At 35.1% G+C, this 26,787-nt stretch carries 25 protein-coding genes; 3 read left to right on the top strand and 22 right to left on the bottom strand.

Translation table 11 applies throughout. The features are described from left to right. Positions 1 to 61: 61 nt before the first annotated feature. From AC3IS6_RS04080 to AC3IS6_RS04050, 7 genes are all read right to left on the bottom strand, one after another. Positions 62 to 766: a hypothetical protein gene (locus AC3IS6_RS04080; protein WP_489163751.1), complete on the bottom strand. Its 705-nt coding sequence runs from the start codon at positions 764 to 766 to the stop codon at positions 62 to 64. After that, positions 767 to 1,348, bottom strand: a complete 582-nt coding sequence (nadD, locus tag AC3IS6_RS04075) for a nicotinate (nicotinamide) nucleotide adenylyltransferase (RefSeq protein WP_489163750.1) — start codon at positions 1,346 to 1,348, stop codon at positions 767 to 769. A 52-nt stretch (positions 1,349 to 1,400) separates the two neighbouring features. Further along, on the bottom strand, positions 1,401 to 1,766 hold the full coding sequence (locus AC3IS6_RS04070) for a four helix bundle protein (protein ID WP_489163748.1): 366 nt from the start codon (positions 1,764 to 1,766) through the stop codon (positions 1,401 to 1,403). A gap of 84 nt (positions 1,767 to 1,850) precedes the next feature. Further along, positions 1,851 to 2,423, bottom strand: coding sequence for a guanylate kinase (gmk, locus tag AC3IS6_RS04065; RefSeq protein WP_263362153.1), 573 nt, complete (start codon positions 2,421 to 2,423; stop codon positions 1,851 to 1,853). Between the two features lie 26 nt (positions 2,424 to 2,449). Then, positions 2,450 to 2,728 carry a hypothetical protein gene (locus tag AC3IS6_RS04060; protein WP_489163746.1) on the bottom strand — a complete coding sequence of 93 codons (279 nt, stop codon included), beginning with the start codon at positions 2,726 to 2,728 and terminating at the stop codon, positions 2,450 to 2,452. Positions 2,729 to 3,042: 314 nt separating this feature from the next. Beyond that, positions 3,043 to 3,903: a YicC/YloC family endoribonuclease gene (locus AC3IS6_RS04055; protein ID WP_489163744.1), complete on the bottom strand. Its 861-nt coding sequence runs from the start codon at positions 3,901 to 3,903 to the stop codon at positions 3,043 to 3,045. A 231-nt stretch (positions 3,904 to 4,134) separates the two neighbouring features. Further along, entirely contained in the window at positions 4,135 to 4,485 is a 351-nt protein-coding gene (locus AC3IS6_RS04050; RefSeq protein ID WP_173965075.1) for an arsenate reductase family protein, read from the bottom strand. A 77-nt stretch (positions 4,486 to 4,562) separates the two neighbouring features. Here AC3IS6_RS04050 and AC3IS6_RS04045 point away from each other — a divergent pair, with 77 nt between their 5' ends. Next, positions 4,563 to 5,018, top strand: a complete 456-nt coding sequence (locus tag AC3IS6_RS04045) for a DinB family protein (protein ID WP_489163741.1) — start codon at positions 4,563 to 4,565, stop codon at positions 5,016 to 5,018. 73 nt (positions 5,019 to 5,091) lie between these two features. Here the strand turns inward: AC3IS6_RS04045 and AC3IS6_RS04040 are convergent, their stop codons facing one another. The 13 genes from AC3IS6_RS04040 to uvrC form a co-directional block, all read right to left on the bottom strand. Next, entirely contained in the window at positions 5,092 to 5,583 is a 492-nt protein-coding gene (locus tag AC3IS6_RS04040) for a septal ring lytic transglycosylase RlpA family protein (RefSeq protein WP_264525614.1), read from the bottom strand. Between the two features lie 87 nt (positions 5,584 to 5,670). Continuing rightward, the gene (locus tag AC3IS6_RS04035) at positions 5,671 to 6,093 is read right to left on the bottom strand and encodes a hypothetical protein (protein ID WP_489163739.1); all 423 of its coding nucleotides are present in this window, start codon (positions 6,091 to 6,093) and stop codon (positions 5,671 to 5,673) included. A 105-nt stretch (positions 6,094 to 6,198) separates the two neighbouring features. Beyond that, positions 6,199 to 9,024, bottom strand: a complete 2,826-nt coding sequence (locus AC3IS6_RS04030) for a TonB-dependent receptor (RefSeq protein ID WP_489163737.1) — start codon at positions 9,022 to 9,024, stop codon at positions 6,199 to 6,201. Between the two features lie 322 nt (positions 9,025 to 9,346). Continuing rightward, on the bottom strand, positions 9,347 to 10,990 hold the full coding sequence (gene pgi, locus AC3IS6_RS04025; protein WP_489163735.1) for a glucose-6-phosphate isomerase: 1,644 nt from the start codon (positions 10,988 to 10,990) through the stop codon (positions 9,347 to 9,349). Positions 10,991 to 11,103: 113 nt separating this feature from the next. Next, on the bottom strand, positions 11,104 to 11,496 hold the full coding sequence (locus AC3IS6_RS04020; protein WP_489163733.1) for a hypothetical protein: 393 nt from the start codon (positions 11,494 to 11,496) through the stop codon (positions 11,104 to 11,106). After that, positions 11,490 to 12,110 (bottom strand): hypothetical protein, encoded by a 621-nt coding sequence (locus tag AC3IS6_RS04015; RefSeq protein WP_489163731.1) that lies wholly within the window; start codon positions 12,108 to 12,110, stop codon positions 11,490 to 11,492. Before AC3IS6_RS04015 ends, AC3IS6_RS04020 begins: the two co-directional genes overlap by 7 nt. A gap of 33 nt (positions 12,111 to 12,143) precedes the next feature. Beyond that, entirely contained in the window at positions 12,144 to 13,364 is a 1,221-nt protein-coding gene (locus tag AC3IS6_RS04010; RefSeq protein ID WP_489163729.1) for a M23 family metallopeptidase, read from the bottom strand. A gap of 21 nt (positions 13,365 to 13,385) precedes the next feature. Beyond that, complete coding sequence (locus AC3IS6_RS04005; RefSeq protein ID WP_489163727.1) at positions 13,386 to 14,327, bottom strand: tryptophan 2,3-dioxygenase family protein; 942 nt, start codon at positions 14,325 to 14,327, stop codon at positions 13,386 to 13,388. Then, positions 14,327 to 15,097, bottom strand: coding sequence for a DUF3108 domain-containing protein (locus tag AC3IS6_RS04000; protein ID WP_489163725.1), 771 nt, complete (start codon positions 15,095 to 15,097; stop codon positions 14,327 to 14,329). The genes AC3IS6_RS04005 and AC3IS6_RS04000 overlap by 1 nt, the downstream gene beginning before the upstream one ends. A gap of 299 nt (positions 15,098 to 15,396) precedes the next feature. Further along, a complete protein-coding gene (gene hppD / locus AC3IS6_RS03995) occupies positions 15,397 to 16,557 on the bottom strand; it encodes a 4-hydroxyphenylpyruvate dioxygenase (protein WP_264525605.1) in 1,161 nt (386 codons plus the stop codon). Between the two features lie 151 nt (positions 16,558 to 16,708). After that, complete coding sequence (locus AC3IS6_RS03990) at positions 16,709 to 17,866, bottom strand: homogentisate 1,2-dioxygenase (protein WP_489163723.1); 1,158 nt, start codon at positions 17,864 to 17,866, stop codon at positions 16,709 to 16,711. Between the two features lie 317 nt (positions 17,867 to 18,183). Next, positions 18,184 to 20,541 (bottom strand): patatin-like phospholipase family protein, encoded by a 2,358-nt coding sequence (locus AC3IS6_RS03985; RefSeq protein WP_489163721.1) that lies wholly within the window; start codon positions 20,539 to 20,541, stop codon positions 18,184 to 18,186. Positions 20,542 to 20,549: 8 nt separating this feature from the next. Continuing rightward, positions 20,550 to 22,343, bottom strand: coding sequence for an excinuclease ABC subunit UvrC (gene uvrC / locus AC3IS6_RS03980; RefSeq protein WP_489163720.1), 1,794 nt, complete (start codon positions 22,341 to 22,343; stop codon positions 20,550 to 20,552). Between the two features lie 133 nt (positions 22,344 to 22,476). Between uvrC and AC3IS6_RS03975 the strand changes: the two genes are divergently transcribed. Continuing rightward, positions 22,477 to 23,457, top strand: coding sequence for a succinylglutamate desuccinylase/aspartoacylase family protein (locus tag AC3IS6_RS03975; protein WP_489163718.1), 981 nt, complete (start codon positions 22,477 to 22,479; stop codon positions 23,455 to 23,457). Beyond that, a complete protein-coding gene (locus tag AC3IS6_RS03970; protein ID WP_489163716.1) occupies positions 23,444 to 24,013 on the top strand; it encodes a 5-formyltetrahydrofolate cyclo-ligase in 570 nt (189 codons plus the stop codon). The genes AC3IS6_RS03975 and AC3IS6_RS03970 overlap by 14 nt, the downstream gene beginning before the upstream one ends. Positions 24,014 to 24,180: 167 nt before the next feature. Here AC3IS6_RS03970 and AC3IS6_RS03965 read toward each other — a convergent pair whose 3' ends face one another. Both AC3IS6_RS03965 and AC3IS6_RS03960 read right to left on the bottom strand, forming a co-directional pair. Beyond that, on the bottom strand, positions 24,181 to 24,930 hold the full coding sequence (locus AC3IS6_RS03965; RefSeq protein ID WP_489163714.1) for a tetratricopeptide repeat protein: 750 nt from the start codon (positions 24,928 to 24,930) through the stop codon (positions 24,181 to 24,183). 59 nt (positions 24,931 to 24,989) lie between these two features. Continuing rightward, a complete protein-coding gene (locus tag AC3IS6_RS03960) occupies positions 24,990 to 26,744 on the bottom strand; it encodes a BatD family protein (RefSeq protein WP_489163712.1) in 1,755 nt (584 codons plus the stop codon). Positions 26,745 to 26,787: the final 43 nt, after the last annotated feature.

Below are 26,787 nucleotides of genomic sequence, written 5' to 3'. Positions count from 1 at the left end.
ATTTAAAAAGGAAAGCCTGAATTTTCAAATTCAGGCTTTTTTTGTGATTGTCGTCATGTTTTTAGCAACAGTATTTTGCTCTTAATTCTTTTGCTTCATTATCTGAATCATATCCAATTAATAACAATCCTTCCGTGCATTCCATTCTTTTTTCTTTAATCAATTTCGCAACGAATAACTCAAATTTTGTATAGGAGCGGTGTTCCATATTTATAAAATTCAAATATTTTCTTTGGTATGGAATCTTTTCATTGGTAATAATGTCCAATAAAGCGAATTGCAGTTCATCAATATGTCTTTCAGAATCTAACTTAAAATTTAGGGAGATTTTTTTACCTTCATAATTAAAAGAAATCAAATTGTTTATTCCGTTGCTGTATACCGGACCAGATTTTGTGTTTTCATTTCTTTGACCAGAATAAGAGTTTCCGTATAGAATTAGATTTTCTATTTTATTATAGTGATATTGTTTTGTATCAATAACTAAAAAATCATCTTCAAAGGAAATTCTTCCTATAAAAGATCCATTTAGATTCTCATATTCGTTGAGCCTGATAGCGCCAGCAATGAAATAAATTATAACAGGAATGATAAGCAAATAATAGGCATATTCTGAAATCTTAAATCCAAATGAAGTTTCTATAAATACAAGCAATAAGACATACGAAACACTAGCAATTAAAGAATAATAAGTTAGCTTTTCAGATATAGTAAAATCAAATTGTCTGGATTTCTTTGGATAAAAAATCGAGGCAGAGAAAGACATTTACTTTTTATAAAAATTATTGTGATCGATATATTCCCAAACTTTTGGGGGTAACAAAGGTTGAATGTTTTTTCCTTCTTTAATGCTGTTTCGGATAAAGGTAGAAGAGATCTCTACAATCGGAGCATCAATGATATGAACCTTTGGATGCGATTTTAATTCGATATTTTCCTCCTCCTCTGAAATTCTGGGATAAACATAAATATCATAATCTGCTAAAATGACCTCGTAGTTTTTCCACTTGTGAAGCGTTTTCAAATTGTCTTCTCCCATAATTAAAGAGAAGTCATGCGTTGGGTACTTTTCATGCAGGTGAACCAACGTATTAACGGTATAATTGGGTTGGGGTAATTTGAACTCTATGTCTGAAGGTTTTATTTTCGGATAATCTTCCGTAGCTAAATAAACCATTTGCAAACGTTGATGATCGTCTAATAGGGTAGACTTCTTTTTAAGCGGATTGTGCGGTGTAACGACCATCCATATCTGATCTAAATCGGCAAACTCGGCCATATGGTTGGCAATAATTAAGTGACCAACATGAATGGGGTTATACGTTCCGAAATAAAGGCCTATTTTCATAGTTTAGTAATAGGTAATTAGTGATTAGTCCTTAGTTCTTAGTGCTTAGTTCTTAGTTTTTTAGATTTCTTGAAAAGGCATTAATCATTTTACTTTCTTCTTCGATTAGAAACATAATTTCATTATATAAGGCGTCATTAGAAATAAATTGTAATTCTTTTGCGATAATTAACTGTGTTTCAATTTCATTTAATGAGCCTTTAGAAATACTTAAAAAGTGATTAAACGATTTATCCGTTTGACGTCCAAAACCTTCAGCAATATTTGATGGAACCGATACAGAAGCTCTTTTTAATTGGCTTGTCAGTGCATATATCTCTTCTTTCGGAAAATCCATTGTGAGCTTATAAACTAAGAATACAATTTTGATCCCTTTTTGCCAGATAAGTAATTCTTTATATGATTTAACTCCACTCATGTAAAATTGGATTTTAAATTTTCGTTTTTGGCGTCAAAACAAAAGACTAAGGACTAACAACTAAAGAGCTGAGGACTAACAAAGCTATTTGTTCACAAAATCTTTTACCAATTGATACGCTTCTTCTTTAGCGGTATCTAAATCGTAATTTTTGATAATCGTATCAAATTGCGGTGCTGTTGCCAGTTCAACCGAAGCTTTTGCAATTCGCATGTTTATTTTGTCATCACTTTCTGTAGAACGTTGTTTTAGTCGGCGTTTTAGTTCGTCAACACTTGGTGGTTTTACAAATACCGCTAAAGTTTGTTCCGGAAATTTGTGTTTGATACGCAGTCCGCCGGCCACATCAATATCAAAGATTACATTTTTTCCTAAAGCCCAGATTCTTTCAATCTCCGATTTTAAAGTACCGTAAAAATTATCGCGATACACTTCTTCCCATTCTAGGAATTCCTCTGCTTTAATGTGCTTTTTGAATTGTTCCAACGAAATAAAATAATAATCCTTTCCGTGTTCTTCCTCTCCGCGTGGTTCGCGTGAAGCTGCCGAGATTGAAAATTCTAAATTTAAATCTTCTTTCCCTAATAAATGCTTTACTATAGTTGTTTTTCCCGATCCCGAAGGTGCTGAGAAAACAATTAATTTTCCTTTGTTCATTCTTTATTTATATGTGATCAATCAATTCAGAGATCAAACTCTTTTTTTAAGATTGATAATAATTCATTATATGAGATTAACTCGTCCACTTTTGGATAACGTTTTAAATAAGCTTCAGGATTGTTAAAAGAAAAACTATTTTTTAGTTTTCCGTTTTTAACATAAACTTGATAACCTACGCCATCTATAACGAGAAATTTCTTTTTTACTATAATTTGCTCTCCTTTTTCTATATCAATGAAAGGTTTTTCAAATTTGTAATACTTGGCAAAAATTCGACATTGGTTAACATTAAATTTAGCCAAATTAGGTTCGCATCTTTTGGTTTTAAACTTCCAATATCCTCTTTAGGAAAACGGATTTCATCAATCTTGGTAACTTGTTTTAATGTTTTTGAATAAAAGTAAAGAGTAACAATCCAATTATCCTTTTCTTCCTTATGCATTCTAAGTACAGTAATTCGGTCTGCAACAGAATGATCTTTATAAATGCGAATTTCTTTTTCAGATTCTAGCGTATCCCTGATTTCTAAAACCTTATTGATTTCTGAAATGTTTTGAGCTTTCGTATGAAAACTTAATAAAAGAATTATTGAAAAAAGAAAGATCTTCATTTAGCTCTAAAGCACATTTAAAACCTGTTCTTTAATCTTTTCCAGTTCATCTTTCATCATCACAACCAATTTTTGCATTTGTGCATGATTCGATTTTGAACCCATGGTGTTGATCTCGCGACCCATTTCCTGAGTGATGAATCCCAGTTTTCTACCATTGGCTTCTGTGCCTTTAATGGTTTCTAGGAAATAATCTAAGTGATTGGTCAAACGAACTTTTTCTTCGGTAATATCAAGTTTTTCCAGATAATAAATCAATTCCTGTTCGAAACGATTTTCATCCACATTTACTTTTAATTCTGAAATGGCAGTTTGTAAACGGTCTTTGATGGCTTTTATACGTTCTGGATCAAGTGCCAGAGCGTCATTCATATATTGACGGATATTCGATATTCTAAGATTGAATTCTTTCTCAAGAGATTCGCCTTCGTCTTTTCTGAAAGTCAGAATGTTCTCTAGAGCTTCCTCAATGATCACCTGGATTTGCTCCCAATCATTTTCGTCAATTTCTTCACGTTCTGTTTTTAGAGTATCAGGCATGCGAACGGCCATCTTCATTAATTCAGTTTCGTCGGCATCCGAGTAAACTTCTCTTAGCTGAGCAATGTAGTTTTTTACAACAGGAACATTTACTTTAGTTGAGGTTTGTTCAGAAGTACTTTCAATGTAAATTCCGAAATCAATTTTTCCTCTTTCTAGTTTGGTAGAGATTTGAGTTCTTAAACCTAGTTCCATTTCGCGATAAAGCGAGGGCATTCTAACATTTAAATCTAAACCTTTGCTATTTAAGGATTTTACTTCAACGGTAATTTTTTTTGTAGGCAATTGCAAAGAAGCTTTGCCAAACCCTGTCATAGATTGTATCATATAATTGAGTATAAAGGCGCAAAGATAAATAAAAGTTTGCAGTGTTTGGCTGTAAAATGCTAAAGTGTTAAGAGTAAGGTTTTTTAAAGTTTTTTACCACAAATTTCACGAATTTACACAGATTCCGGAGCTTATAAATCTAAATTTCACAAAACACAAGTTTGAAACAGGGTTGAGAAAGTTGAACAGCGTGTAATTAGTGAAAATTTGTGCAATTTGTGGCCAATTTTTTTATCCTAAAGCCTTCATTACCTGTAATATGTTTTGCTGACTGTTTCCGATATAAATTTTGCCATCAATGATAAAAACCGGACGGCTTATGAATGTATAATGTTCCAGAATGTATTTTTTATAATCATCCTCAGTTAGAGATTTGTTTTTTAAATCCATCGATTTGTACAATTGCGCTTTCTTGCTAAACAAAGCCTCATAACTTCCGGCAAGTTTGTACATCTCTTCAAGTTCTTCGGCTGTTATCGGGTTTTGTTTGATATCGTGAAAAACGAGATTGTTGTCTTTGGGTAAGCCTTTAATGATTTTTCGACAAGTGTCGCAGGAAGCTAAGTAGTATATTTTGTTCATAATTTTAAATTTAAGAGACTACAAAGAAAATTCATTTGAAACTTAAAATTGCCTAATTTTAGAAAAAAAATAAATATATGAACCCAGTTTTTGAAGTACAAAAGACCATTAGAGAGATTCTTTTGAAAGTTTTAGATAGTCATTCATTAGAACAATTAAACAAAATTCCACAAGGATTCAATAACAATATCATCTGGAACATTGCACATTGTGTAGCTACACAGCAGGCTATAGTTTACAAGTTGTCGGGATTGCCTGTTATGGTTTCAGAAGAGTTTATGGCTAAATATCGAAAAGATTCGAAGCCGGAGGGGGATGTGTCGGAGACAGAAGTGGACGAAATACGAACTTTGCTTTCGACTACTTTTGAACAAACCATAAATGATTTTGAAAAAAGTATTTTTGTGAATTACCATGAATATCCTACCAGCTTAGGGTATACATTAAAGAACATCAACGGAGCTTTGGATTTCAATAATTACCATGAAGGAGTGCATACCGGAGTAGTGATGAGTATTCGAAAGTTTGTTTAATCTTTTCTGGATCTCTATTAGCTAATAAACCCGACAAGTTTTTAATCTGTCGGGTTTGCTATTTAAAATGGTATTATTCTACTATCGTTTCAATAGTTACTTTCATGGCGCCACTTCCTTTGCTTTTAGTGATTTCCATAAAGGCTCTTTTGGATAGGTCTAGTTCTCTTGTTCTAACAAACGGACCGCGATCTGTAACCTTTACAATTACAAATTTTCCATTGGCTTCATTTGTAACTTTTATTCTTGTTCCGAAGGGAAGCTTCTTGTGTGCTGCAGTATACGCACTGTTACTGAATCGGCTTCCGTTGGCAGTTTTTTTACCGTTAAAACGGTCAGCGTAGTAGGAGGCATGTGCGTTTTTCTTGTAAGGTTTTAATTTTAAACCTTTATCGGTAAAAACTGAATCGGTTGGTATTGCGATTAAATTAGGTCTGGCAGTTTTGACAGTATCCTGAGTGATTTTAGGTTCGGTTGCAGGCTTTGTTTGACTTATGACATAGGTAAAACAACTTAAAAAAGTTATAGTAAGTGAAGTGAGTAAAATATATTTTTTATTTCTCATGTTTTATTTTTTTTCAGACTTGGGGAGTTTGTACAAATAATATGCCGAGATAAAAAAAGCCCTAATTTTAGGGCTTTAATTGGTTTTTTAGAACCATAGGTTCCATGGGATTCTACTTAGAATAAGTAATAATCCTAATCCGTAAAATATAGCGAAAGTTTTAAATTTCGCTTCGCTATTAACTAATTTTTTATGTTTCGACCATCCGATTGTGATCAAAATGATAGCTATAATGTTGATTAAAGGGTGCTCTAAGGAAGTAAGTCTAAGTTCTGCATTAGACATTTGTCCAAGGACAGCTATTCCTTTAGGAGATACAAAATAAAGAATAAGACCAATCAATAACTGTGTATGAGTTCCGATCAAAGCAAACAGTGCAATTTTGCGGTCTTTGCCTGTAAAGTCTTTTTTAGAAGTAAGACCGATGATGGCATTTACAACTGCAATTAATAAAAGCAACAGTGCTAAATAAGCCCAGCCTGAATGGAATTTTTGTAAAAAATAGTACATAAATTAGATTTTTTGATAAAACAAATATAACAAAAAAGGGCATAAAAAAAGCGGCATCAGACTAAAAGTCAATGCCGCTTTTCGTATTTATTTAGATTCTAAATATTAGAAATCGTAACGTAGAGAGAAGTTCCATGTTCTTCCGAAACCAAAGAAAACCTGATTTACGTTTGCAAGTCCATTGTAAAGCATTCCGTTAGAAGCATAAGTTCCTTTTGAACCAGCTGGTTGGCCAGAAGCTACAGGAAGATTGTCGTCAGCAAAAGTATTAGTTCTTGATTCAGCAATGTAAATTTTGTCTAATACGTTGTTAACATTTAATCTAAAGTTAACTGATTTGTCTTTGTCTTTTCCTACTAACATTTTGTATGAAAAACCAGCATCTAATAAACCGTAAGAAGGCAATTGTAATGCTCCTTTGTTGTTTGGATCGGCAAAGTTAATCGGGCTTAATCCAGCGTACAATTTATCGTTAAAGTTGTAGTTTGCATCAACAGTTACTCTTGTTAAAACTTCGTAAGCAGCACCTAATGAAGCTGTCATTTGAGCAGCATCACCTACTTTTACTTTGTCCATGTATACTGGTGTTGCAGTGTATCCGGCAACAGGAGAGTTATCTGCCTGATTGTATGCGTTAACAGTAGCATTTCCTTTGTATTCCCAGATTCCGTAAGAGATCATACCTGTTACTTTTAATCTGTCAGTGATGTTAGAGCTTCCTTCTACTTCAATTCCAGAGTGTACCTCGTTTAATCCTAAGTATTCAGTGTAAGTATTTGGGTCAGTTGGTAATGCATTACCTTTTAAGTATCTGTCATTCCAAGTTGTGTTGTAAACGTTAACTGTCGCGTTAAAGAATCTTGAACGGAAACCGTATCCAGCCTCAAATCCAATAATTTTCTCGTTAGTAAGGTTAGGGTTTACTGTCGATCTGTTGTTTGGATAAACAGAGTTAAAGAATGGTTGTCTTGAGTAGTAACCAGCGTTTACGTAAACATTACTTTTTTCGCTAAGGTTGTAGTTAGCACCCCCTTTTACGTTTCCTCCTAAGATGTTTTTGTAAGGAGTAGAAGCTAATGGATCAGTTGGTAAGTAAACGAAGTCATCTTCTCTTTTGAATCCTTGTTGAGAAACTGCTCCCTGTACGAATGCTGTTAAATTGTCTTTAGAGTATTCTAATTGTGTAAACGCACCATACCATTTTACTTTTCCAGTACTGTTGAATGAAATTTTGTCATATTGTCTTTTGTCAAAAACATTCCATTGTACGTTTGTAGCAGCTGTATTTGTAAGACGTCTTCCAGTTGGTTTCAAACTTGCAATGTTGTTGTCAAAGAATTCACCTCCGCCTAATCTGTCGTTAACAACAGTAAAGTGGTATCCAGTATATGTTCTTGCATCAAGACCGAAATCTAAAGTAAGTGTGTTTGATAATTTTTTGTTCAGGTTAATAACCGCTCCAAACCAGTCATGAGAGTTGATAGATGAAGTTTGTGAAATACCTGATGTAGTGTTGTAAACATATGGAGATGCAGTAGTTCCTGCTCCAGTTCTACCAGTTGAAGAACTGTTTTGGTAAACACCACCAATTTGTGTTCTTGTTCTGTTTGCACCGTTAAAGTTAACTTGTCCGGTACCGTTGTTCCAAGCTTGGATTTTGTTGTAATCAACTAAACCATTAGGTGTTAAGAATACTGCACTGTTGTAAGTGTTTCCACCAATACCACCTGTTGCTCCTGCACCAGCTCCACGTCCCATAGACGCATAAACTACAGTTGAAAGTTTAGTAGTTTCATTGATTTTATAATCCCAGTTAAAAGAAGCTACCGGTTTGTGGTAGTAGTTTTTTCTGATGTTGTAAGATTCACCATTTAAGAATCCTGCGTCAGCATTGTATCTGATGTTTGGATCTCCATTGATACCATATTTTTGGTAAGTAGCAATCGAAGGTACAGTAGATCTTTGGTTGTGCCATTGTGGCGCTCCTGTTACTGTAACTTGGAAGTCATGCTTGTTGTTTTTTGTTCCGTATCCTAAGGCTACATAATAGTTAGAGCCTTCAAATTCAGTTCCGTTGATGTATCCATCTCCCATTGTTTGAGACAATAAGATAGAAGCAGAAAGTCCATTTGCTAATTTTCCAGTACTGTATGAACCTTGAACTTTGAAGTTTCTTCCATTTCCGAAACCAGAAGAGAAAGATCCTCCTTCTTTTCTGTCAGAAGCTTTAGTTACAATGTTGATAGTTCCTCCAACAGATGGAGTTACCAATTTTGAAGCACCTAAACCTCTTTGAACCTGAATAGCAGAAGCTACCTCAGATAAACCAGACCAGTTACTCCAGTAAACAGAACCATTTTCCATGTCGTTAACCGGCATACCGTTGATCATTACAGCGATGTTGTTTTGGTTAAAACCACGAATGTTGATTCTTGAATCTCCAAAACCTCCACCCGCTTTAGTAGCGTATACAGAAGGTGTGTTTCTTAAGATCTCCGGAAATTCCTGAGTTCCAAGTTTTTCCTGAATTTCAGCAGCTTTAATTGTAGATACTGCTACAGGAGTTTTTCTGTCTTTTGCAATGTCGACGATAGTGCTTTTTACCACAATCTCGCTTAATTCGTTAGAATTAGAAGTTAAAACGATGGTTCCTACGTTAGCTGTTCCACCCGATACTGAAAATTTTACAGTTTTGTTTTCGTAACCTAAAAAAGAAATAACGATTTCTCCTGTACTTGTTGTTGCATTAAGAGTAAATTTACCATCAAAATCTGTAGAAGTAGCAACTGTAGATCCTTTAATGACTACGTTTGCTCCTGGTAATGAGCCTACCCCATCGGTAATCATACCAGAAATTTTTCCTTGAGAAAATGCGGTTGAAACTATCATGAACAATAGTCCAGTAAGTAACCAATTTTTCATTGTCTTCATTTGTTATTTAGTTTATTGTTTTTGGCAAAATTATAACAATTAAATCAGATAGTGTTATCAAAATGTTAAGAAAATTAAGTTTTGTATAATGTGTTGCGCATTAAAATGATTTTTCTATTTTTTGTTAGATAAAATGCGCTTCTTTTAGATTTTTAGGCATTGATTTTGTTAAAATAGTAATAATTGTAATGGTCTTGTAGTGCTAAACTTGCAAGAACCAGTGCTTTAGGTCGTTTTTGAGTCGTATTTGTATGAAAAAACGCCTTAATTTTTATTAAATCAAGGCGTTTCAGTATGTTGAGCAAGAGGGTTTTTGTTAATTTTATTTGTTATTCAAAAAGTGATTTAACAAAAAAGAAGTCGAGCTGTCGTGATTTTTTATGGTTTTAGTGTTAATTTCATCCAGAATAGAATTCGCCAGTTGTTTTCCTAATTCTACTCCCCATTGATCATAACTGAAAATATTCCAGATAATACCCTGCACGAAAATCTTGTGTTCGTACAATGCGATCAGTGATCCCAGACTTTTCGGAGTTAGTTTTTGTATTAAGATTGTGTTTGTTGGCTTGTTTCCGGTGAAAACTTTAAAAGGCAACAAATAAGTAGCTTTTTCTGCAGGTAATCCTTGTTTGTCAAATTCAGTCTGAACCTGTGCAGCGGTTTTCCCGTTTAGTAAAGCTTCTGTTTGAGCAAAGAAGTTTGACATCAACTTGTTGTGATGATCCTCGTTTCCGTATAATGGTTGAACGAATCCGATAAAATCTGTTGGAATCAATTTTGTACCCTGATGAATCAATTGGAAAAAAGCATGTTGCGAATTAGTTCCTGGTTCTCCCCAGATGATAGTTCCGGTTTGGTAGTTAACTGGTTTTCCGTCACGGCCAACGCTTTTTCCGTTACTTTCCATTGTGGCTTGCTGTAGGTAAGGAGCAAGTTTTTGCAGGTATTGGGTATATGGAATTAATGCTTCGCTTTCAGCACCAAAGAAATTATTGTACCAAATGCTTAATAATGCCAGAATCACGGGAATGTTTTCGTCAAATTTTGTCGATTTAAAATGTTCGTCCATTTCGTTCGCACCCTTCAATAAATCATTATAGTTATCGAAACCAATTGCTAAACTAATGCTTAATCCAACGGCACTCCATAAAGAAAATCTTCCTCCAACCCAATCCCACATTGGGAAAATATTGTCAGGATTAATTCCAAATTCGGTTACTTTTTGAATATTGGTAGAAACGGCAACAAAATGTTTCGCAATATCTTCCTGAGAAGCCGATTTCAAAAACCACTCTTTAATGGTTTCAGAGTTGGATAAAGTCTCCTGAGTAGTAAAAGTTTTAGAAACAATTAAAAATAATGTTGTTTCAGGATTTAATTTTTTAATTACTTCGTTTACGTGATCACCATCAACATTAGATACAAAATGAAGATTTAAGTGGTTTTTATAAAATTGTAAAGCTTCAACCGCCATTACTGGACCAAGGTCAGAACCTCCAATACCTATATTTACAATATCTGTAAAAGCTTTTCCAGTGAAACCTTTTCTTTCTCCTGAAATAACTTCATGACTAAATTGTTTGATTTTGCTTTTTACTTCGTAAACTTCCGGGATTACATTTTCGCCATCTACCTTAATAACTGCCGATTCCGGTGCGCGTAATGCAGTATGTAAAACGGCTCTGTTTTCGGTTTGGTTGATGATTTCTCCTCCAAAATATTGTGAGATGGCTTCTTTTAATCCAATTGAGTTGGCTAATTCTAATAAAAGAGATATGGTTTCCTGACTAATGTTGTTTTTAGAATAATCAACAAGGAAGTCATTCCATTGTAAATTGAACTTTTCAACGCGAGTATTGTCTTGTTGAAATAATTCTTGTATCGTAGTTTCGTGAATTGCGTTATAGTGGTTTTGTAGATTTTTCCACGCTTCAGTCCCGGTTGGGTTTGTTGTGTTTAAAGCCATTTTTTGTTTAATTGAGAATGTGGTTATAAAAAAACAAAAATACTGAAATTAGTTTTTAATAGAGTAACGCTTCACGATTATATAACAATTAGTTACGAAAACGATATATGTGTTTATTTGCTCTTAATTCTTGCTGATATGATGACGGCTCCATCATTTTCTTTTTCATTGTAAATGATGCGGCTGCTGTTTTTGTTTAGAAAATCCAGGCTAATAATATCAGATTTTTCAAGAGGTAATAGTATGGTGTCCTGCTTTTTGTTGTATTTAAAAGGAATTCCGTTTATTACAATTAAAGGCGATTTTTCGATTAGATCTTCTTCAAATGCCCGGTTAATTGATTCCGCTATAAAGTACTTGTTTTCTTTTTTATCGTTTAAAATAAAAGTGTGGGGGTTATTGGAGCAGCTTATTGTTATTGTGCAAGAAAGGAATAATAAAATTCGCTTCATTCCTGAAAGGTGAAGTGGTGAAATATTGTTTGAACCGGCAGTATTATTTACCATATTTTCCACCAGGGCTTTTTGTTGATTTCAATCTGTTTCCTGTCTTTATTGATTTCTATTCTTTTAGGTTCTTCTTTTTTTATGGCTGAATCGTCAAAATACAATTCGCCGGTACTACTCATGCCAATAGGGGCTTTGGTTTTTTCTTTCCAATTTTCGGTTTGAAGTTCTGGAATTAAAGGCGAGTTGATTTTATTGGCGAATTTTTGCTTTGCTTTTTCGGTAATTTCTTCTTCAAGATTTGAAGTTGAATTTTTGAAAAGCGGAAGCGAGTTTCCGGGAATGTTCAGCAGGAAGATTTGAGTTTTGTCGCTGATTTTGTAAATGTCTAATACTTTAAAGAAAGAATTATCATCTAAGAGTGCATGTCCGTTTTTTACCGAATCAGGATTGAATTTAGACAGATCTCTCGCTCCTGCGCTTGCAATCAAATATCTGCAATTGCCGGAAAGGCCGCCGCCAATAAATGACATGTCTGTAAGATCTTTTTCTTTCAGTATTTGCCCAATTTGATAAGCTGCAAGTAAGTTGTTGTTTAAAGTAGTGTCTCTGTAAAATAGTTTTAAATCAGAAAAAGTTTCATCAAGAATGTCTTTAATGCGTTTGTTTTTCATGTTTACTTCTATTTTAAGGATAAATACGAATTCTTATAGGTTTCCAATACTGTCCAGTTCTCTCTTTAAAGGTTCGATTTTTTTAAAGAAGCGGGTTTTGTCATTTCCTGTTAAAGACTCTCCGGTTGGTAAGTTAAGTCTTAATGCATCGACTTGAACGCCATTTTTCCAGAAACGGTAGCATACATGGGGTCCCGTTGCAAGACCGGTACTGCCAACTAATCCGATAGTTTGTCCCTGAGTAACACGTTGACCGCGTCGAACTAAAATTCTGGACATGTGCAGGTATTGAGTAGAGTAGGTTCCGTTGTGTTTTACTTTTACAAAGTTTCCGTTTCCTGCTGTGTATCCTGTTGCTTCTACAACTCCAGATGCAGTTGTCGAAATTGGTGTTCCGGTTGGTGCAGCATAGTCGGTTCCTTTGTGAGCTTTCCAGGTGTGTTGTACCGGATGAAATCTGTTTGCGGTAAATCGGGAAGTGATTCGGCTAAATTTAATCGGAGTTTTTAAGAAGAAGTTTTTCAGCGTTCTTCCCTGATCGTCATAATATTCAATTTTTCCTGAAGTAGTATCTCTTTCAAAAGGAAAAGCATAAATAATTTTGCCTTTGTATTCAAAAAAAGCAGCTTCAAGGTCTTCTACGCCGTCGTAGGTTTTGCCGTTTATAAAACGCTCTGTGAAAATTAACCCGTAACGATCTCCTTTTTTTAGTTTAAAGAAGTCAATAGACCAGGAAAATACTTTTGTAATTCTGCTGGCAAGTGCAGCCTCTACACTTTCATTGCCTAGAGTTTCTGATAATGAACTTTTTAAAACGCCTCCAATGATTTTGCGTTTTAAAGTGACAGGTTTTATTTTTTTGTATGCTTTGGCAATACTATCCCTAAAGTCAACAACGTAATAGGTGAGGGCATCGGGTTGATAAATAAAAACCTGGAGTTTGTTTGTTTTGTTTTTAGACCGAAGTACAGTATAAGGTTTGTTGTAGCGAATAGTTCTTACATTAAAAGAATCTTTAATTTGTTTTACAACATCGTAGACTTTTTTGTCTCCAATATTTTGCCCCTGAATGATAGATCCAAAGGAATCACCTTTTTTAATGGTATCGTGAATAACATTGAAGTCGGCGTAATTAAAACCAAATTCTACTTTTTTAGTTTTTGGTTTAGTGATTTTAGTTTCAACTTTTTCAGCGGTTTTGTTGCATGAAAATATTGAGAATAAAATGATTATAATTACGAATGCTTTTTTCAAACTTTTAAATTTTTTAGGAAATTAAATGGCTGCTTCATTTCCCCAATTGGACAATTCTTCTTCGGCCCACAATTTAGGAAAAAAGATGCGTCTTTGGTATTTTGGGTGCATATATTTTTGCCAATCGCTTCCGCCGGTAGCTTCTCCGTTTCCTTTTCCACTTTCCAGTATGTATTTTCTTGCAGTGTTAAGATGTTGCATAACCCAGGTAATGTTTACCGTTTTGTCGTAATGACGCATGGCATCGATTAGTTCTTGATTTTGTTGGTCTTCTAAAGGTAATTGTGTAAATTTTTGCCAGATATTTTTTGATTTAAAAGTAGACATTTGTCTCAAAAACTGGTCTTTGTATTTGTTTTCAAATTCCTGAAGCAGGTATGATTTTTCACCTGTTTGGTAATCTTTTCCGGCGGCCTGCCAGTACAAATGTTCAAAACTGGTTTCTAACGGGGTGTTTTCGTCAAAGTTTGATTTGTATCTGCGATCGGTTAAATTAATAACATCTGTCGAAGCAAATTCGATTAATCTGTATTGTGCACTTTGAAAGCCGCTGGCCGGAGTCAGCGTGTTTCTGAATTTCATGTATTGATCGACTTCCATTCCGTTTTCCATAATGCTGAATGAGTTGGTCAGCATGTCAAAGTATCGGGTGATTCTTGAAAGTCTTTCGCTGAAAAAGGCAACTTGAATGTTTTGTGTGTCGGCAATTTGATCAATTTCCCACAAAATCATTTTAAAAATTAACTCGTTTACCTGATGGTACATGATGAAAACCATTTCGTCAGGAAGGGTGGTGCGTTGTGTTTGTAAGCTTAAAAGGGCATCGGTCTGAATGTAGTCCCAGTAGGTGATAGGTTTTGACCAAAGCAATCCTTCTAATTGTACATCAGTTTTTTGATTTATAGCTTGGTATTTAAGGTCAATCTCTTTTAAAATAGATTCTGAATGATCAGTAGGGTTCATTATTTTTTTGCTTTAAATGGATTTTTTAATCCTTTGTATTCGTCAAGGTCTGCTTTAAGTGATCCTACGGCCAGATCTGCTTTTATACGTATCGGGATTTTATTGTCGTCGTCTGTGATCCAGAGTGTTACGCTTTCTTTTTCTTTAAAAACTCTTCCTGTTTGTACTAATGGTTTGAAGACCATGGTAGAAACGGTGCCAAATTTAGTTGTAATATCTTGACGGCCTACATATTTTAACTTAAATTTGGTGATTTCATCGTCAAAAAACATGTCAATAGTAATGGCTTCTCCAGATTTTAATTTGTCAATGCTCGGATGGTTTCTTAGATAATAAAAAGAAGAGATGATATCCTGTACATTAGGTGTTGTTACTATTGTTTTCTCGGTCTTACGTTTGTAATCTTTTACTAAAACTCTACTTTCAGACGGATCAAAAAAACCTTCCTGGTTTTTAGTGTAACCACCTTCGTTTATTTTTCGAACGTAGCGATAGGGATCTCCGTTTTGTTTGTCAAAATAGCTTTCGTAAAGATCTTCAACTTTAAAGAAAAATTTTGACATTCCCGTTGTGTATCCCTTTCCCACAGCATGAAATACTTTTTTATTGTTGATTGTAGCGTCTTTAATTTCGAGTGTCGCATAGCCGGCGTTTATAATTCCGTAATGAATTCTGAATTTAAAATATTCCCCGGTATCGAAAGCATCTTCTTTTTGAGTGTTGAAGCTTAGAGTCGTGAGGATTAATAGGAGGAGGACTAATTTTTTCATAGTACATTTTTTACATTCCATTATAAAGATAAATAAATGCAAATTTTATTCCAAATGTACCAAAACAAAAAAACTCCGTCAAGGAATGACGGAGTTTTTATGCTATTAACTAACCAAAAAACTATAAATTATGAAATTTATATCAATTCGGAAGGAAACCACCCCTTCCTGATTTGCGAGTGCAAAGATAGATACTAAGTTCAAAAAATAAATGTTAAAAAGTGAGTTTAACATAACATTTGCATAAAAACCATCGTTTTACAGAGGATTTTTTCGCATAATGTAAAAAAAATGCGTTTTTATAGCGTTCCTCTCAATTCCTGCTCTCTTTCGATTGACTCGAAAAGTGCTTTAAAGTTTCCTGCGCCAAATCCTTTTGCTCCCATTCTTTGAATAATTTCGAAAAACAGCGTTGGTCTATCTTGAACAGGCTTCGTAAATATTTGTAATAAGTAACCGTCTTCGTCAGCATCGACCATGATGGCTAGCTTTTCGATTTCGTTAATATCTTCTTTCATCATATCCATATGAACTCCTAATCTTTCAGGAATTGCCTGGTAATAGGTGTGAGGGGGAGCAGATAAAAATTCAACACCTCGTGCTCTCAGTTGTGATACTGTTTTGATGATGTCATCTGTTGCAATGGCAATATGCTGAATTCCGGGCCCGCCGTAAAAATCAAGATATTCTTCGATTTGAGATTTTTTCTTTCCTTCTGCTGGTTCATTAATAGGGAATTTGATTCTTCCGTTTCCGTTCGACATTACTTTACTCATCAATGCTGAATATTCTGTGGTAATTTGCTTGTCATCAAATGACAAGAAATTCACGAATCCCATAACGTCTTCGTAGAATTTTACCCAAGTATTCATTTCATTCCAGCCTACATTTCCAACCATATGGTCGATGTATTTTAAACCGGTTGGTTCCGGATTGTAATCCGATTTCCATTCTTTATAACCCGGAAGGAAAATACCGTTGTAGTTTTTTCTTTCTACGAAAATGTGAACCGTTTCTCCGTAAGTATAGATTCCTGAACGAATCACTTCTCCAAATTCGTCTGATTCAACTGTTGGCTCCATAAAAGAACGGGCGCCACGTTTTATAGTTTCTTCATAGGCACTTCTGGCATCTTCAACCCAAAGAGCAGCTACTTTTACACCGTCACCGTGTTTTTTAAGGTGTTCGTGTATTGGTGAATCCTGTGTTAAAGGTGTTGTCAGAACGATTCTGATTTTGTCCTGCTTTAAAACATAAGAAGCTTTGTCTTTTACTCCGGTTTCCAGTCCGGCATAAGCTAATGACTGATACCCGAAAGCCGTTTTGTAATAATGTGCCGATTGTTTTGCATTACCAACATAGAATTCTACATAATCGGTTCCTAATAATGGAAGGAAATCCTGTGCTCCTTCAAAGATTTTTTCTAATCCGTATTCTACTGATTTTACTTCTTTTGACATAATGTTTATTTGTTTAATCGGTTAATCGTTTAATTGATTGAACCGAAGTGTTGTTTTTAAGATTTGTTTTTTACCGCAAAACACGCGAAGTTATTTCGCAAGGTTCGTAAAGTAGTTATGGCGATCTTTGCGGTTAGATCGATTTAGTGATTTACTCCGTCCAGGATTTGTAATACTGACCGTCGTCAAGTCCCATGGCTTCTTCTGTAACCATTAATGGGCGGAAAGTATCAACCATAACGGCTAATTCCTGAGTTTCTTTGTGACCAATGCTGCGTTCCATCGCACCAGGCGCGGGACCATGTGGAATTCCTTTTGGGTGTAAAGTGATATGACCCTGCTCAATGTTGTTACGGCTCATAAAGTCGCCGTCCACATAATAAAGTACTTCATCAGAATCTATATTGCTGTGGTTGTAAGGTGCCGGAATTGCTTTCGGATGATAATCGTAAAGTCTTGGGCAGAAAGAACAAACGACAAAAGTGGCCGTTTCGAATGTTTGGTGTACCGGAGGCGGTTGATGAACACGTCCCGTTATAGGCTCAAAATTATGAATCGAGAATCCGTATGGGAAATTGTAACCGTCCCAACCTACTACATCAAAAGGATGTGAGGCGTAAACCACTTCGTGAATCATACCTTCTTTTTTGATTTTAATCAAAAAATCACCTTTTTCGTCATGTGTCTCCAGTTCGTTTGGCAAAATAAAATCGCGTTCGCAAAATGGCGAATGCTCTAAATGTTGACCCGATTGGTTTTTGTAACGTTTTGGGGTATAAAAAGGAGAGTAGGATTCGACATAAAAAAGTCGGTTTTCTTCTGTCTCAAATTCTATTTGGTAAATAATGCCTCGAGGAATAATTAAGTAATCTCCATATTCAAAAGGGATGTTTCCCAACATGGTTCTTAATTTTCCTTTTCCTTTGTGAATGAAAAGCATTTCGTCGGCATCGGCATTTTTGTAAAAATAATTTCGAAGCGATTCTTTAGGAGCTGCCAAACCAATGATACAGTCTTTATTGACCATCATGGCTTTGCGGCTGTCCAGAAAATCATTTTCCGCTTTTAATTCAAAACCTTTAAAGAGTAATGATTTTATATTTTTTCCGATGGCAATTTTAGGCTCAACAGAATAAGAATTTAAAATTTCTTTTACCTGAGTAGGTCTGTGTACGTGATATGATAATGACGAGTGTCCGTGAAAACCTTCGGTTCCAAATAATTGTTCGTAATAAAAACCTCCGTTAGGTTTTTCGAATTGTGTATGTCTCTTTTGAGGGAAGTCTCCAAGTTTGTGATATAATGGCATGGCTTTTCTATTAGATAATTTGAAAATTAGATAATTTGAAAAATTTGAATTGTGTGAACAGATAATTAACTCAATTCTTATAATTGACTAATTATCTCAATTCGATAGCTTCACTCAGGATTTCTCTTGATGAGGAATTGAAGATACTCTAATAAACCTGTCCATTTTGTTTTCATTATAACAAATGTCGTAATTTTTGCTGAGTAAAATTATAAATTATATCATTTATAAACATGATTTATTTTGCTTTTTTTTGATATAATTTTTAAATGGTAAAAAAATAGTGCATTTTTATTGAACTATTCTTTGCTTTAGTGCTAAAATAAGAACCCAATACTAAACCAGGTAAAGCTTTTAGAGATTTCAGGAGACCAGGATTGTTTGATTTCGATAGGGCCAATAATGGTTTCTAATCCATATCCAACAGCGTATCCGGAGTATTTTGGCATCGAAATCCAGTCGACCTTAGTGAAAATATCGTCTCCCAAGTTAGCGAAGTTAGCAGAAAAGTTAACGTGATTCTTTTTAAAAATTTCATAATCTAAAGTAACGGCGGTTTTTATAAAGCTGTTTCCGGCAATACTTAGAAAATCGTATCCATAAAAATAATTGAAGTTATTGATTTTGCTGTAACCATATCCTCCGAGTATAAAGTCGAAAAACGGAACGCTGTCACTGCCGATATTAAATCCGGCATCAGCTTCAATTTTTACGGTAGCTTTTCTAAACAGTGTTTTTGCAAATGCAATTTCGGCCTTTGCGATCGAGAAGGGCTTAAACTGACGGGTGTAATCAGATGATGCTAAGTACGTTTGCAAGTCAGTAGAGAAATATAAGCCCGAGCGAGGGAAGCTCTTACTGTCGAACGAATCGTATTTTAAATATCCAAAAAGACTAAAATAGTTGCTTTTTTCAATAATATTCTCTGTGTTGGAAAGCGTAGGAGAGTTAATTTTTAGGTATTTGTACTCAAAACCACCGCCCATTAAAAATTTCTGCACAAAGATGGTTTGAAAATAAGCCTGATTGGTGATGTCTAGGAAATCGACATTAATGAGGTTTACATTTGGATTCTGTGCTGTTAAAGTACTGATACTTGTGGTAACGTTTCGATTAAACTGGTTTAATCGGGACTGAAATCCAAAGCTGATATTAAAACCATTTTCAACATAATAATTGAAATCGTATCTAAAGTTATCTCCCAGAATAACGTCAATAGAGGTAACGTCATTTTTTAAAAAGGTTTTTTTATGGGTAAGATTGAGCAGGATACCGCTTTTGTAAAGCCCGTCATAATGAAGGCCTAGTTTTAAAAAAGTCTGGGTTGGGTTTTCTTTTAAAACTATATCAAGATTATCCTGCTGGTCATTCGGTTGCAGGCAATAAGATATGGTACTAAAGTTCTGGGTAGCATTCAGATTATTGATTCCGATTTTAAGATCATTATAGGTGATTGTGCTTCCCGGTTTAAAACGTAGTTTTCCGCGAATGTATTCTTTTGTGTAATTTTCGAGGTTGTCGCTGTTTATTTCTTTGATTTCGAGTGTGTCAGTGACGATTTTTAGTTTTGGCTTTTTATAAAAGTGCGTTTCATCTGTCAGGGATTTAATTCTTTCATAAACGGCAAAAGCAGCTTCTTCTCCTTTTCTAATGATTTCTTCACCTTTGTCAAATGAAATTACGCCATAATCGCGAATGTCCGGTTTGATATAAACATCGGTATCCTTGATTTTGCTTTTCATTTTATCAATAGATTGCAAATTAGTAATTTGTACGAGTATTCTAGTTGCGTTTTTAAGGTTTTTGCGGTTCATAAGATCGTCCTGAACATCAACACCAATAATAATATCGGCACCCAGATTGCGCACTTCTTTTATAGGGTAATTATTGACCACTCCACCATCGACCAATAGATTTCCATCGATTTCAACAGGGGTGAACAAGGAAGGGAATGCTGCACTCGCCATCATAGCCTGAACGAGATTTCCTTTGTTTAGTAAAACTTCTTCACCAGTTTCAATATTGGTTCCAATACATAAGAATGGTGTTGGGAGTTTGTTGAAATCACGTACATGACGTACATTTCGGGTAAGGCTACTTAATAAATTGTAATTGTACATTCCTTTTGAAAGTGCTTCCGGAATTCCGATTTTGAAGTTGCTGAAAGGCAAAACGATGGCATACAGCTCGTCATTTTTTTTACCGTAGAAGTTTTTGGACGAACGCGGAATATAATCGTTGATGAGTTCGTCAAAATTTGTCTTTTTGAAAATAGAATCGATTTGAGTTGCATTGTATCCGGAAGCGTAAAGTCCGCCAATTATAGATCCCATACTTGTACCGCCAATATAATCGATTTTGATTCCAGCTTCTTCCAGAACTTTTAAAACACCAATATGTGCAAAACCTTTGGCTCCACCACCACTTAAAACCAAACCAATTTTAGGTCTTTTTAGGCTATCTTTTTTTTGTTCTTGCGAAAATGTTTTTTGTGGATTTAGTAGTAATACTGTAAAAAGTAAGACTGTTGCACTACATACAGAAAAAGAAAACTGCAGAATACAAAGAGTTTTTCCTTTCTGAAAGAAAAGAACAACTTTGGAAAGTTCTTTCTCTAGTGAAGAAAAAAAACTTTTCGATATGGTATTTTCGTGGGGCAGTTGATCTATACGCATGAAGATAACTAGTTGGTTTTGTAAAAGTCGACAATTTTTTTGGCTTTTGATACTCCTACAACGTCAGATATTTCTTTTTCTGTCGCGAGTTTTAATCTTTTAACACTTTTGAAATGTTGTATTAACGTGAGCATCGTTTTTTCGCCAATGCCAGGTATGCTTTCTACAGAGGAATTAAGTGCCGCTTTGCTTCGTTTGTCTCTGTGAAAGGTAATTCCAAATCGGTGTGCTTCGTTTCGTAATTGCTGAATCACTTTTAAGGTTTCTGATTTTTTATCCAGATATAACGGAATCGAATCTCCTGGGTAAAACAATTCCTCAAGGCGTTTCGCAATTCCAATGATAGCAATCTTGCCGCGAAGCTCTAAGGCGTCGATACTTTTTAATGCCGCAGATAGTTGTCCTTTTCCGCCGTCAATAATAATTAATTGTGGTAAAGGCTCATTTTCGTCTAATAATCTTTTGTAACGACGGTATACGATTTCGGTCATCGAAGCAAAATCGTCAGGACCTTCAACGGTTTTGACGTTAAAATGGCGATAGTCTTTTTTACTGGGTTTCCCGTCTTTAAAAACAACACAGGCAGCTACCGGATTTGTTCCCTGAATGTTCGAGTTGTCAAAACATTCGATATGACGTGGTTCAACAGGCAATCGCAGGTCTTTTTGCATTTGCGCCATGATTCGGTTAGCATGTCGGTCGGGATCTACAATTTGTAACTGTTTGAGTTGTTCAATTCGATAAAACTTTGCATTTCGAATAGACAGTTCCAGTATTTGTTTTTTGTCTCCCAGTTGCGGAACAGTGGTTTTAATGTTCTCGCCCAGATCCATTTCAAACGGAACAATGATTTCTTTAGAAAGTAATTGAAAACGTTCGCGAAGTTCTATAATCGCCAGTTCTAATAATTCTTCATCTGTTTCATCCAGTTTTTTCTTGATTTCTAAAGTATGCGAACGTATAATCGATCCGTGTGAAATCTGAAGAAAGTTAACATAGGCTGCACTTTCATCTGAAACAATCGAGAAAACATCAATATTGGTAATCTTCGGATTTACAATTGTTGATCGTGACTGGTAATTTTCGAGGACGTCAATTTTTTCTTTTATTTTTTGCGCTTCTTCAAAACGTAAATCCTTTGCGTATTCTGTCATCAGTCGTTTGAAGTCTTTCATGCTTTCTTTGAAATTTCCTTTTAAAATTTCGCGGATAGCATCCACTTGTCGTTGATAATCTTCTAAAGATTCCAATCCTTCACAAGGGCCTTTGCAATTGCCAATGTGGTATTCGAGGCAAACTTTAAATTTTCCTGAATCGATATTTGATTGGCTCAAATCGAAATTACAGGTTCGTAAAGGATATAATTCTTTGATTAAATCCAGAATGGTGTGTACCGTTTTAAAACTGGTGTAAGGGCCAAAATACTCAGAGCCGTCTTTGACCATTTTTCGTGTATAGAATATTCTCGAAAAAGGTTCTTTTTTGATGCAGAGCCAAGGGTAACTTTTGTCGTCACGAAGCAGGACGTTGTATCGTGGCTGCAGGGTTTTAATCAGATTGTTTTCTAATAAAAGCGCATCGGTTTCTGTTGGAACTACAATGTGTTTTATGGTTACAATTTTCTTAACCAGAACATTGGTTTTGGCGGTATCGTGTATTTTATTGAAATAAGAGGAAACTCTTTTTTTTAAGTTCTTGGCTTTTCCAACATATAAAATCTTCCCGTCTTTATCATAATATTGGTATACACCCGGATTGTCAGGCAAGGTTAGGATTTGAAGATCTAGGGATGGTTTTTGCATTCTGTTTTATTTCTGAAGATAGATGTTGTACTTTTTAGAAAACATTTCGCGGTTTAAAAAGCTTAACATTGATTTAGTTTCAAATTTACGAAATCAAAAGAATAATTTCTATATTTAGATTTTATAATTCTACATGAAAAATAGTAAACCCCTGATTATTTTTGACGAAGCAATTTTGCCGGGCGAGAGTAAAACTATAAACGTTGAAATTGCACGTCTTCATACCACTACAAAACTTAATATTCCGGTTATTGTACGCCGTTCAAAAACAGAAGGCCCTGTTGTTTTATTTTCGGCCGGAATTCATGGCGACGAGATCAATGGTGTTGAAGTTGTTCGACAAATTATCAGCAAAAAAATCAATCGCCCTTCGAGAGGAACTATTATTTGCATTCCCATTATCAATATGTACGGTTTTGTAAATAAATCGAGAGAGTTTCCTGACGGACGTGACTTGAACCGGGTTTTTCCGGGAAGTAAAAAAGGTTCTCTGGCAAGCCGTTTTGCCTATCATATCGTGGCCGAAATTTTACCTATTATCGATTATGCGGTTGATTTTCATGCCGGAGGAGCAAGCCGTTTTAATGCTCCGCAAATTAGAATCACACAGAACAATCCCGAGCTGAAAATACTTGCCGATGTGTTTAATGCACCTTTTACTTTATACTCTAAAAATATCAACGGTTCTTTCCGAAATACTTGCGAAAAAGCCAATGTGAAAATGCTGCTTTTTGAAGGAGGAAAATCGCTGGATATTAATGATTTTGTTGCAAATGAAGGGGTAAAAGGAGCAAAGCGTTTGTTGAATTATTTAAAAATGCTGGATTCTAAACAGCTAGTGGAAACAGAGGATGAACCTTCTATTTATATTAAAAATTCGGTTTGGCTGCGTGCCAAATGCTCAGGCCTATTGCACGATTATAATAGGATTGGACGTTTTGTAACCAAAGGGACTATCTTGGCCATTATTACAGATCCGTTTGGTAAATTTGAGCAAAAAGTAAAAGCACCTCATGATGGATTTGTGATTAACGCCAATCACTCGCCAATTGTGTACGAAGGGGACGCCATTTACCATATGTCTAAAAACAGTGATGAACATGCCGACGAATAAAAAAGAGTTACGATTACATTATAAAAGTCTTCGAAAAGAACTTTCGGAAAATGATATTGAAGAAAAAAGTCTGGCTATTGCCAATAATTTAATCCAGTTGCCCATTTGGAATAAAACCTATTATCATGTTTTTCTTCCTATTGAAGAACAGCGGGAAGTCAATACAGAATATGTTCTGCATTTACTTTCCGGAAAAGACAAGGAAATAGTAGTTTCAAAAAGTGATTTTGAAACTCGGGGTATGAAACATTTTTTGTTGACGGATAATACCAGAATTAAAAAAAATGAATATAATATCCCGGAACCTGTAAATGGTTTGCCGGTTCCGTCTGAAACTATTGAGGTGGTTTTTGTACCGCTTTTAGTTTTTGATGTTTTTGGAAATCGGGTAGGTTACGGAAAAGGTTTTTATGATAAGTTTCTTGCGGAATGCAAACCTGACACAATCAAAATTGGACTTTCTTTTTTTGAAGCGGAGAACCAGATTACAGATGTCTTTGAATCGGATGTGAAGCTGGATTACTGTGTAACGCCTTTAAAAATCTATACTTTTTGATTGTAAACCGCAAAGGTGATATAGGTAAATTTATTGTTTAAACAAGCTGATACCTGTTTTTTTATATCATTTGTATGATTTAGAAACAATTAGGTCATATAATGAAAAATCCCAAGTACCATTTTAAATCGGTATTTGGGATTTTTTATTTGAGTTTTTGAGAAATTTTATTTTACTTCTTTAATCGTTGAAGCATCAATCCAGCCCTCCGTTCCGTCAGTTAATTCGACTTTTTTCCAGCTTCCGACAGTTTCGATTACATAAACTTTTGCTCCTTCGTGTAGTAAGAGAATGGCAGAACCTGCTTTTTGAGGTTCGCTGCGAACTTCACTCAATTCGGCAAAAACAATTGCAGGGCGATCGTTGTCAAAATGATTTTTTTCAGATATTCCAGCTGAAACACTTAAAACTAGTGCTACCAAAAGGATAAACATTCCAATGAAGTAAATTCTTTTCGAAAGGGTAAGCTGAGAAAAGTAATAGCCAATAAAAGTCAATAAGAAGGCAAAGGCAATTGCGATCGAAATGATAGCCCAGGTATTGTAATTAAAAATACCGGTAAAGTTCTGAATCAGTTTTGCGAAACCTACTTTTGGAACTTCTTTTATTTCATCAATGGTTAGTTTCTTGGCAAATTTTAAGTTGTTTAAGGTCTCCGGATCATGTGGTTTTAATACTAGTGCTTTTTCGTAGTTATAGATCGAAGGAGCGACTTTATTTAATTTATAATAGCTGTTTGCCAGATTAAAATACAATTCTGCCGATTGTTGTTTGTCTTCTTTGATAATGCTTTCGTAAACATCAACAGCTTGTTGATATTGTCCTTTTTGATACAACATATTTCCCTTTTCAAAGCTGCTCTGAGCAAAGAAAACCTGAGTAATTAATAAAAAAAGGTACACTATTATGTTTTTCATTTTATTTCTTTTAAACCCGATAGGACTTTTAAACCTGTCGGATTTTAGTTTATTTAAGTTTAAACAATTTGTTTTTCTAACTCCGAAATTATCAAAACAGCCTTGTCAAAATCCTGTTGGATTGATGCACTTGATGCCGGAGCATATCTCGCAAATTCGCAGTTTTCAGTCAAATCGATAAAACTTTGAACGGATTCCGGGTTGGCACTTCTGGACAGTAACAATTCGCGAATATTATCCTTACTCATTTCTGAGGTTTCAATATGTAGTTTCGCTTTCAGGAAATTATGCATTGCTTTTTCCAGAGCAATATAAAATGGTTCTTTGTTGTTAAGCTGTTTTTTGGCTTCAGATAAATATTTCTTCGCCAGCTTATTGTTCATTTTAATTCGGTTTCCGGTAACGTCACCATCAATTGCTTCTTTTCTTTTCTTAGCCAAAATGATAATTGGCAGAATAACGAAAGGCAAAAACAATAGAGTGTAATATAGATTAGAACCGTAAAAATCTTTCTTAGCAATAGAAACTAAAGTTGTTTTTGGCTTGATATATTTAAATTGTTCTGTTTTGGCAATTGCATTTGTAGCCGCATGTGCAGGGGCATTTGCTGCCGATGGCATTGGACCATCTAAAACGTCAATCATGATCTCCTGGGACGTGATTGTTTTGTATGAACCTGTGCCCAAATCAAAATAAGAAAATTGCATTGGCTTTATCGCATACTTTCCTTTGTATTGTGGAATGATGGTGTATTTGTCGCTAATTTTTCCAGACATTCCGGACAGTGAAGTTGTCACCTTTTCGTCGTGTACAGGATCATACATTTCTAATGCATTAGGTACAACAGGTTTTGGCAAAGTAAACAATTTCATGTTTCCGTTTCCGGTTGCACTCACAAATAAATCAAGACTTTCTCCATTCTTCAAAGTTGTTTTAGAAGGGGTAACGGTAAAATTAAATTTACCTACTGCACCTCCAAAACCTTCAGGTTTGGTAGCCTCCGGCAGTGGTCGTACGTTGATTGTTTTAGCGCCGGCTGAAACCACTTTGTTGTCATCGCTTACAATCATTTGGCCAAACATGTCACGACGGTTGGTTGGCAGTTGTACACCTATGTCCAGTGAAAGAGGCTCAATAGTAAGCCTTCCTGATTTTTGAGGATATAAGATGGTCTTTTTTAAGATGACATAATAACATCTTTGCCCCTGATAGCTACCCTGCTCAACAGCTAGTTGTTTGATATCGATATTCTGATTCCAGAAGTCGTTGTATTTAGGTTTTGCAAGTTCTTTAAATCCTGTTACATTGATATAATTGAAATACAATTTGTACACCACTGTAATCGGTTCATTCAGATATGGATTTGTCTTTGAAATTTCGGCTACAAGATTTAGCATTTCATCGCCAGAACTGGATCCCTGCGGTCTGTCATTTGGATCTCTTTCCTGCGCAACAGCATTGGTTACCACAATCTTCAAAGGTGCCGTTTTGTAAATCTGACCATTGTATTCAATAGCGGCCTGTTTGATCGTTACAGACCCTTTTTGATTGGGTTGTAAAATATAAGAATAGATTTTCTGAAAAGAACTTCTTCCATTAATCCAGGACTGACTTATTTGCTGGCTGGGTCCGGCTACAATTTTAAAACCATCAAATGAAGGCTGGTCAAAGTTGTCTCCATCAACATTCATGATGAAGTCAATACGGAGTCTTTCATTTACTCCAAGCGTATTCTTGCTTACTTTGGCTTCAAATTGAACCTGAGCCATAAGCCCCTGAAAAGTGAATAGTAATAGAATTAAATATCTTTTCATTACTTGTTTAATCGGTTTGTTGTTTATAGTTTGTTGTTTGTTG

It is taken from the genome of Flavobacterium sp. KH_035 (genome assembly GCF_057839565.1).
Note: the sequence above shows the minus strand (reverse complement) of the source record. Positions and strands in the feature narration are given on the sequence as shown.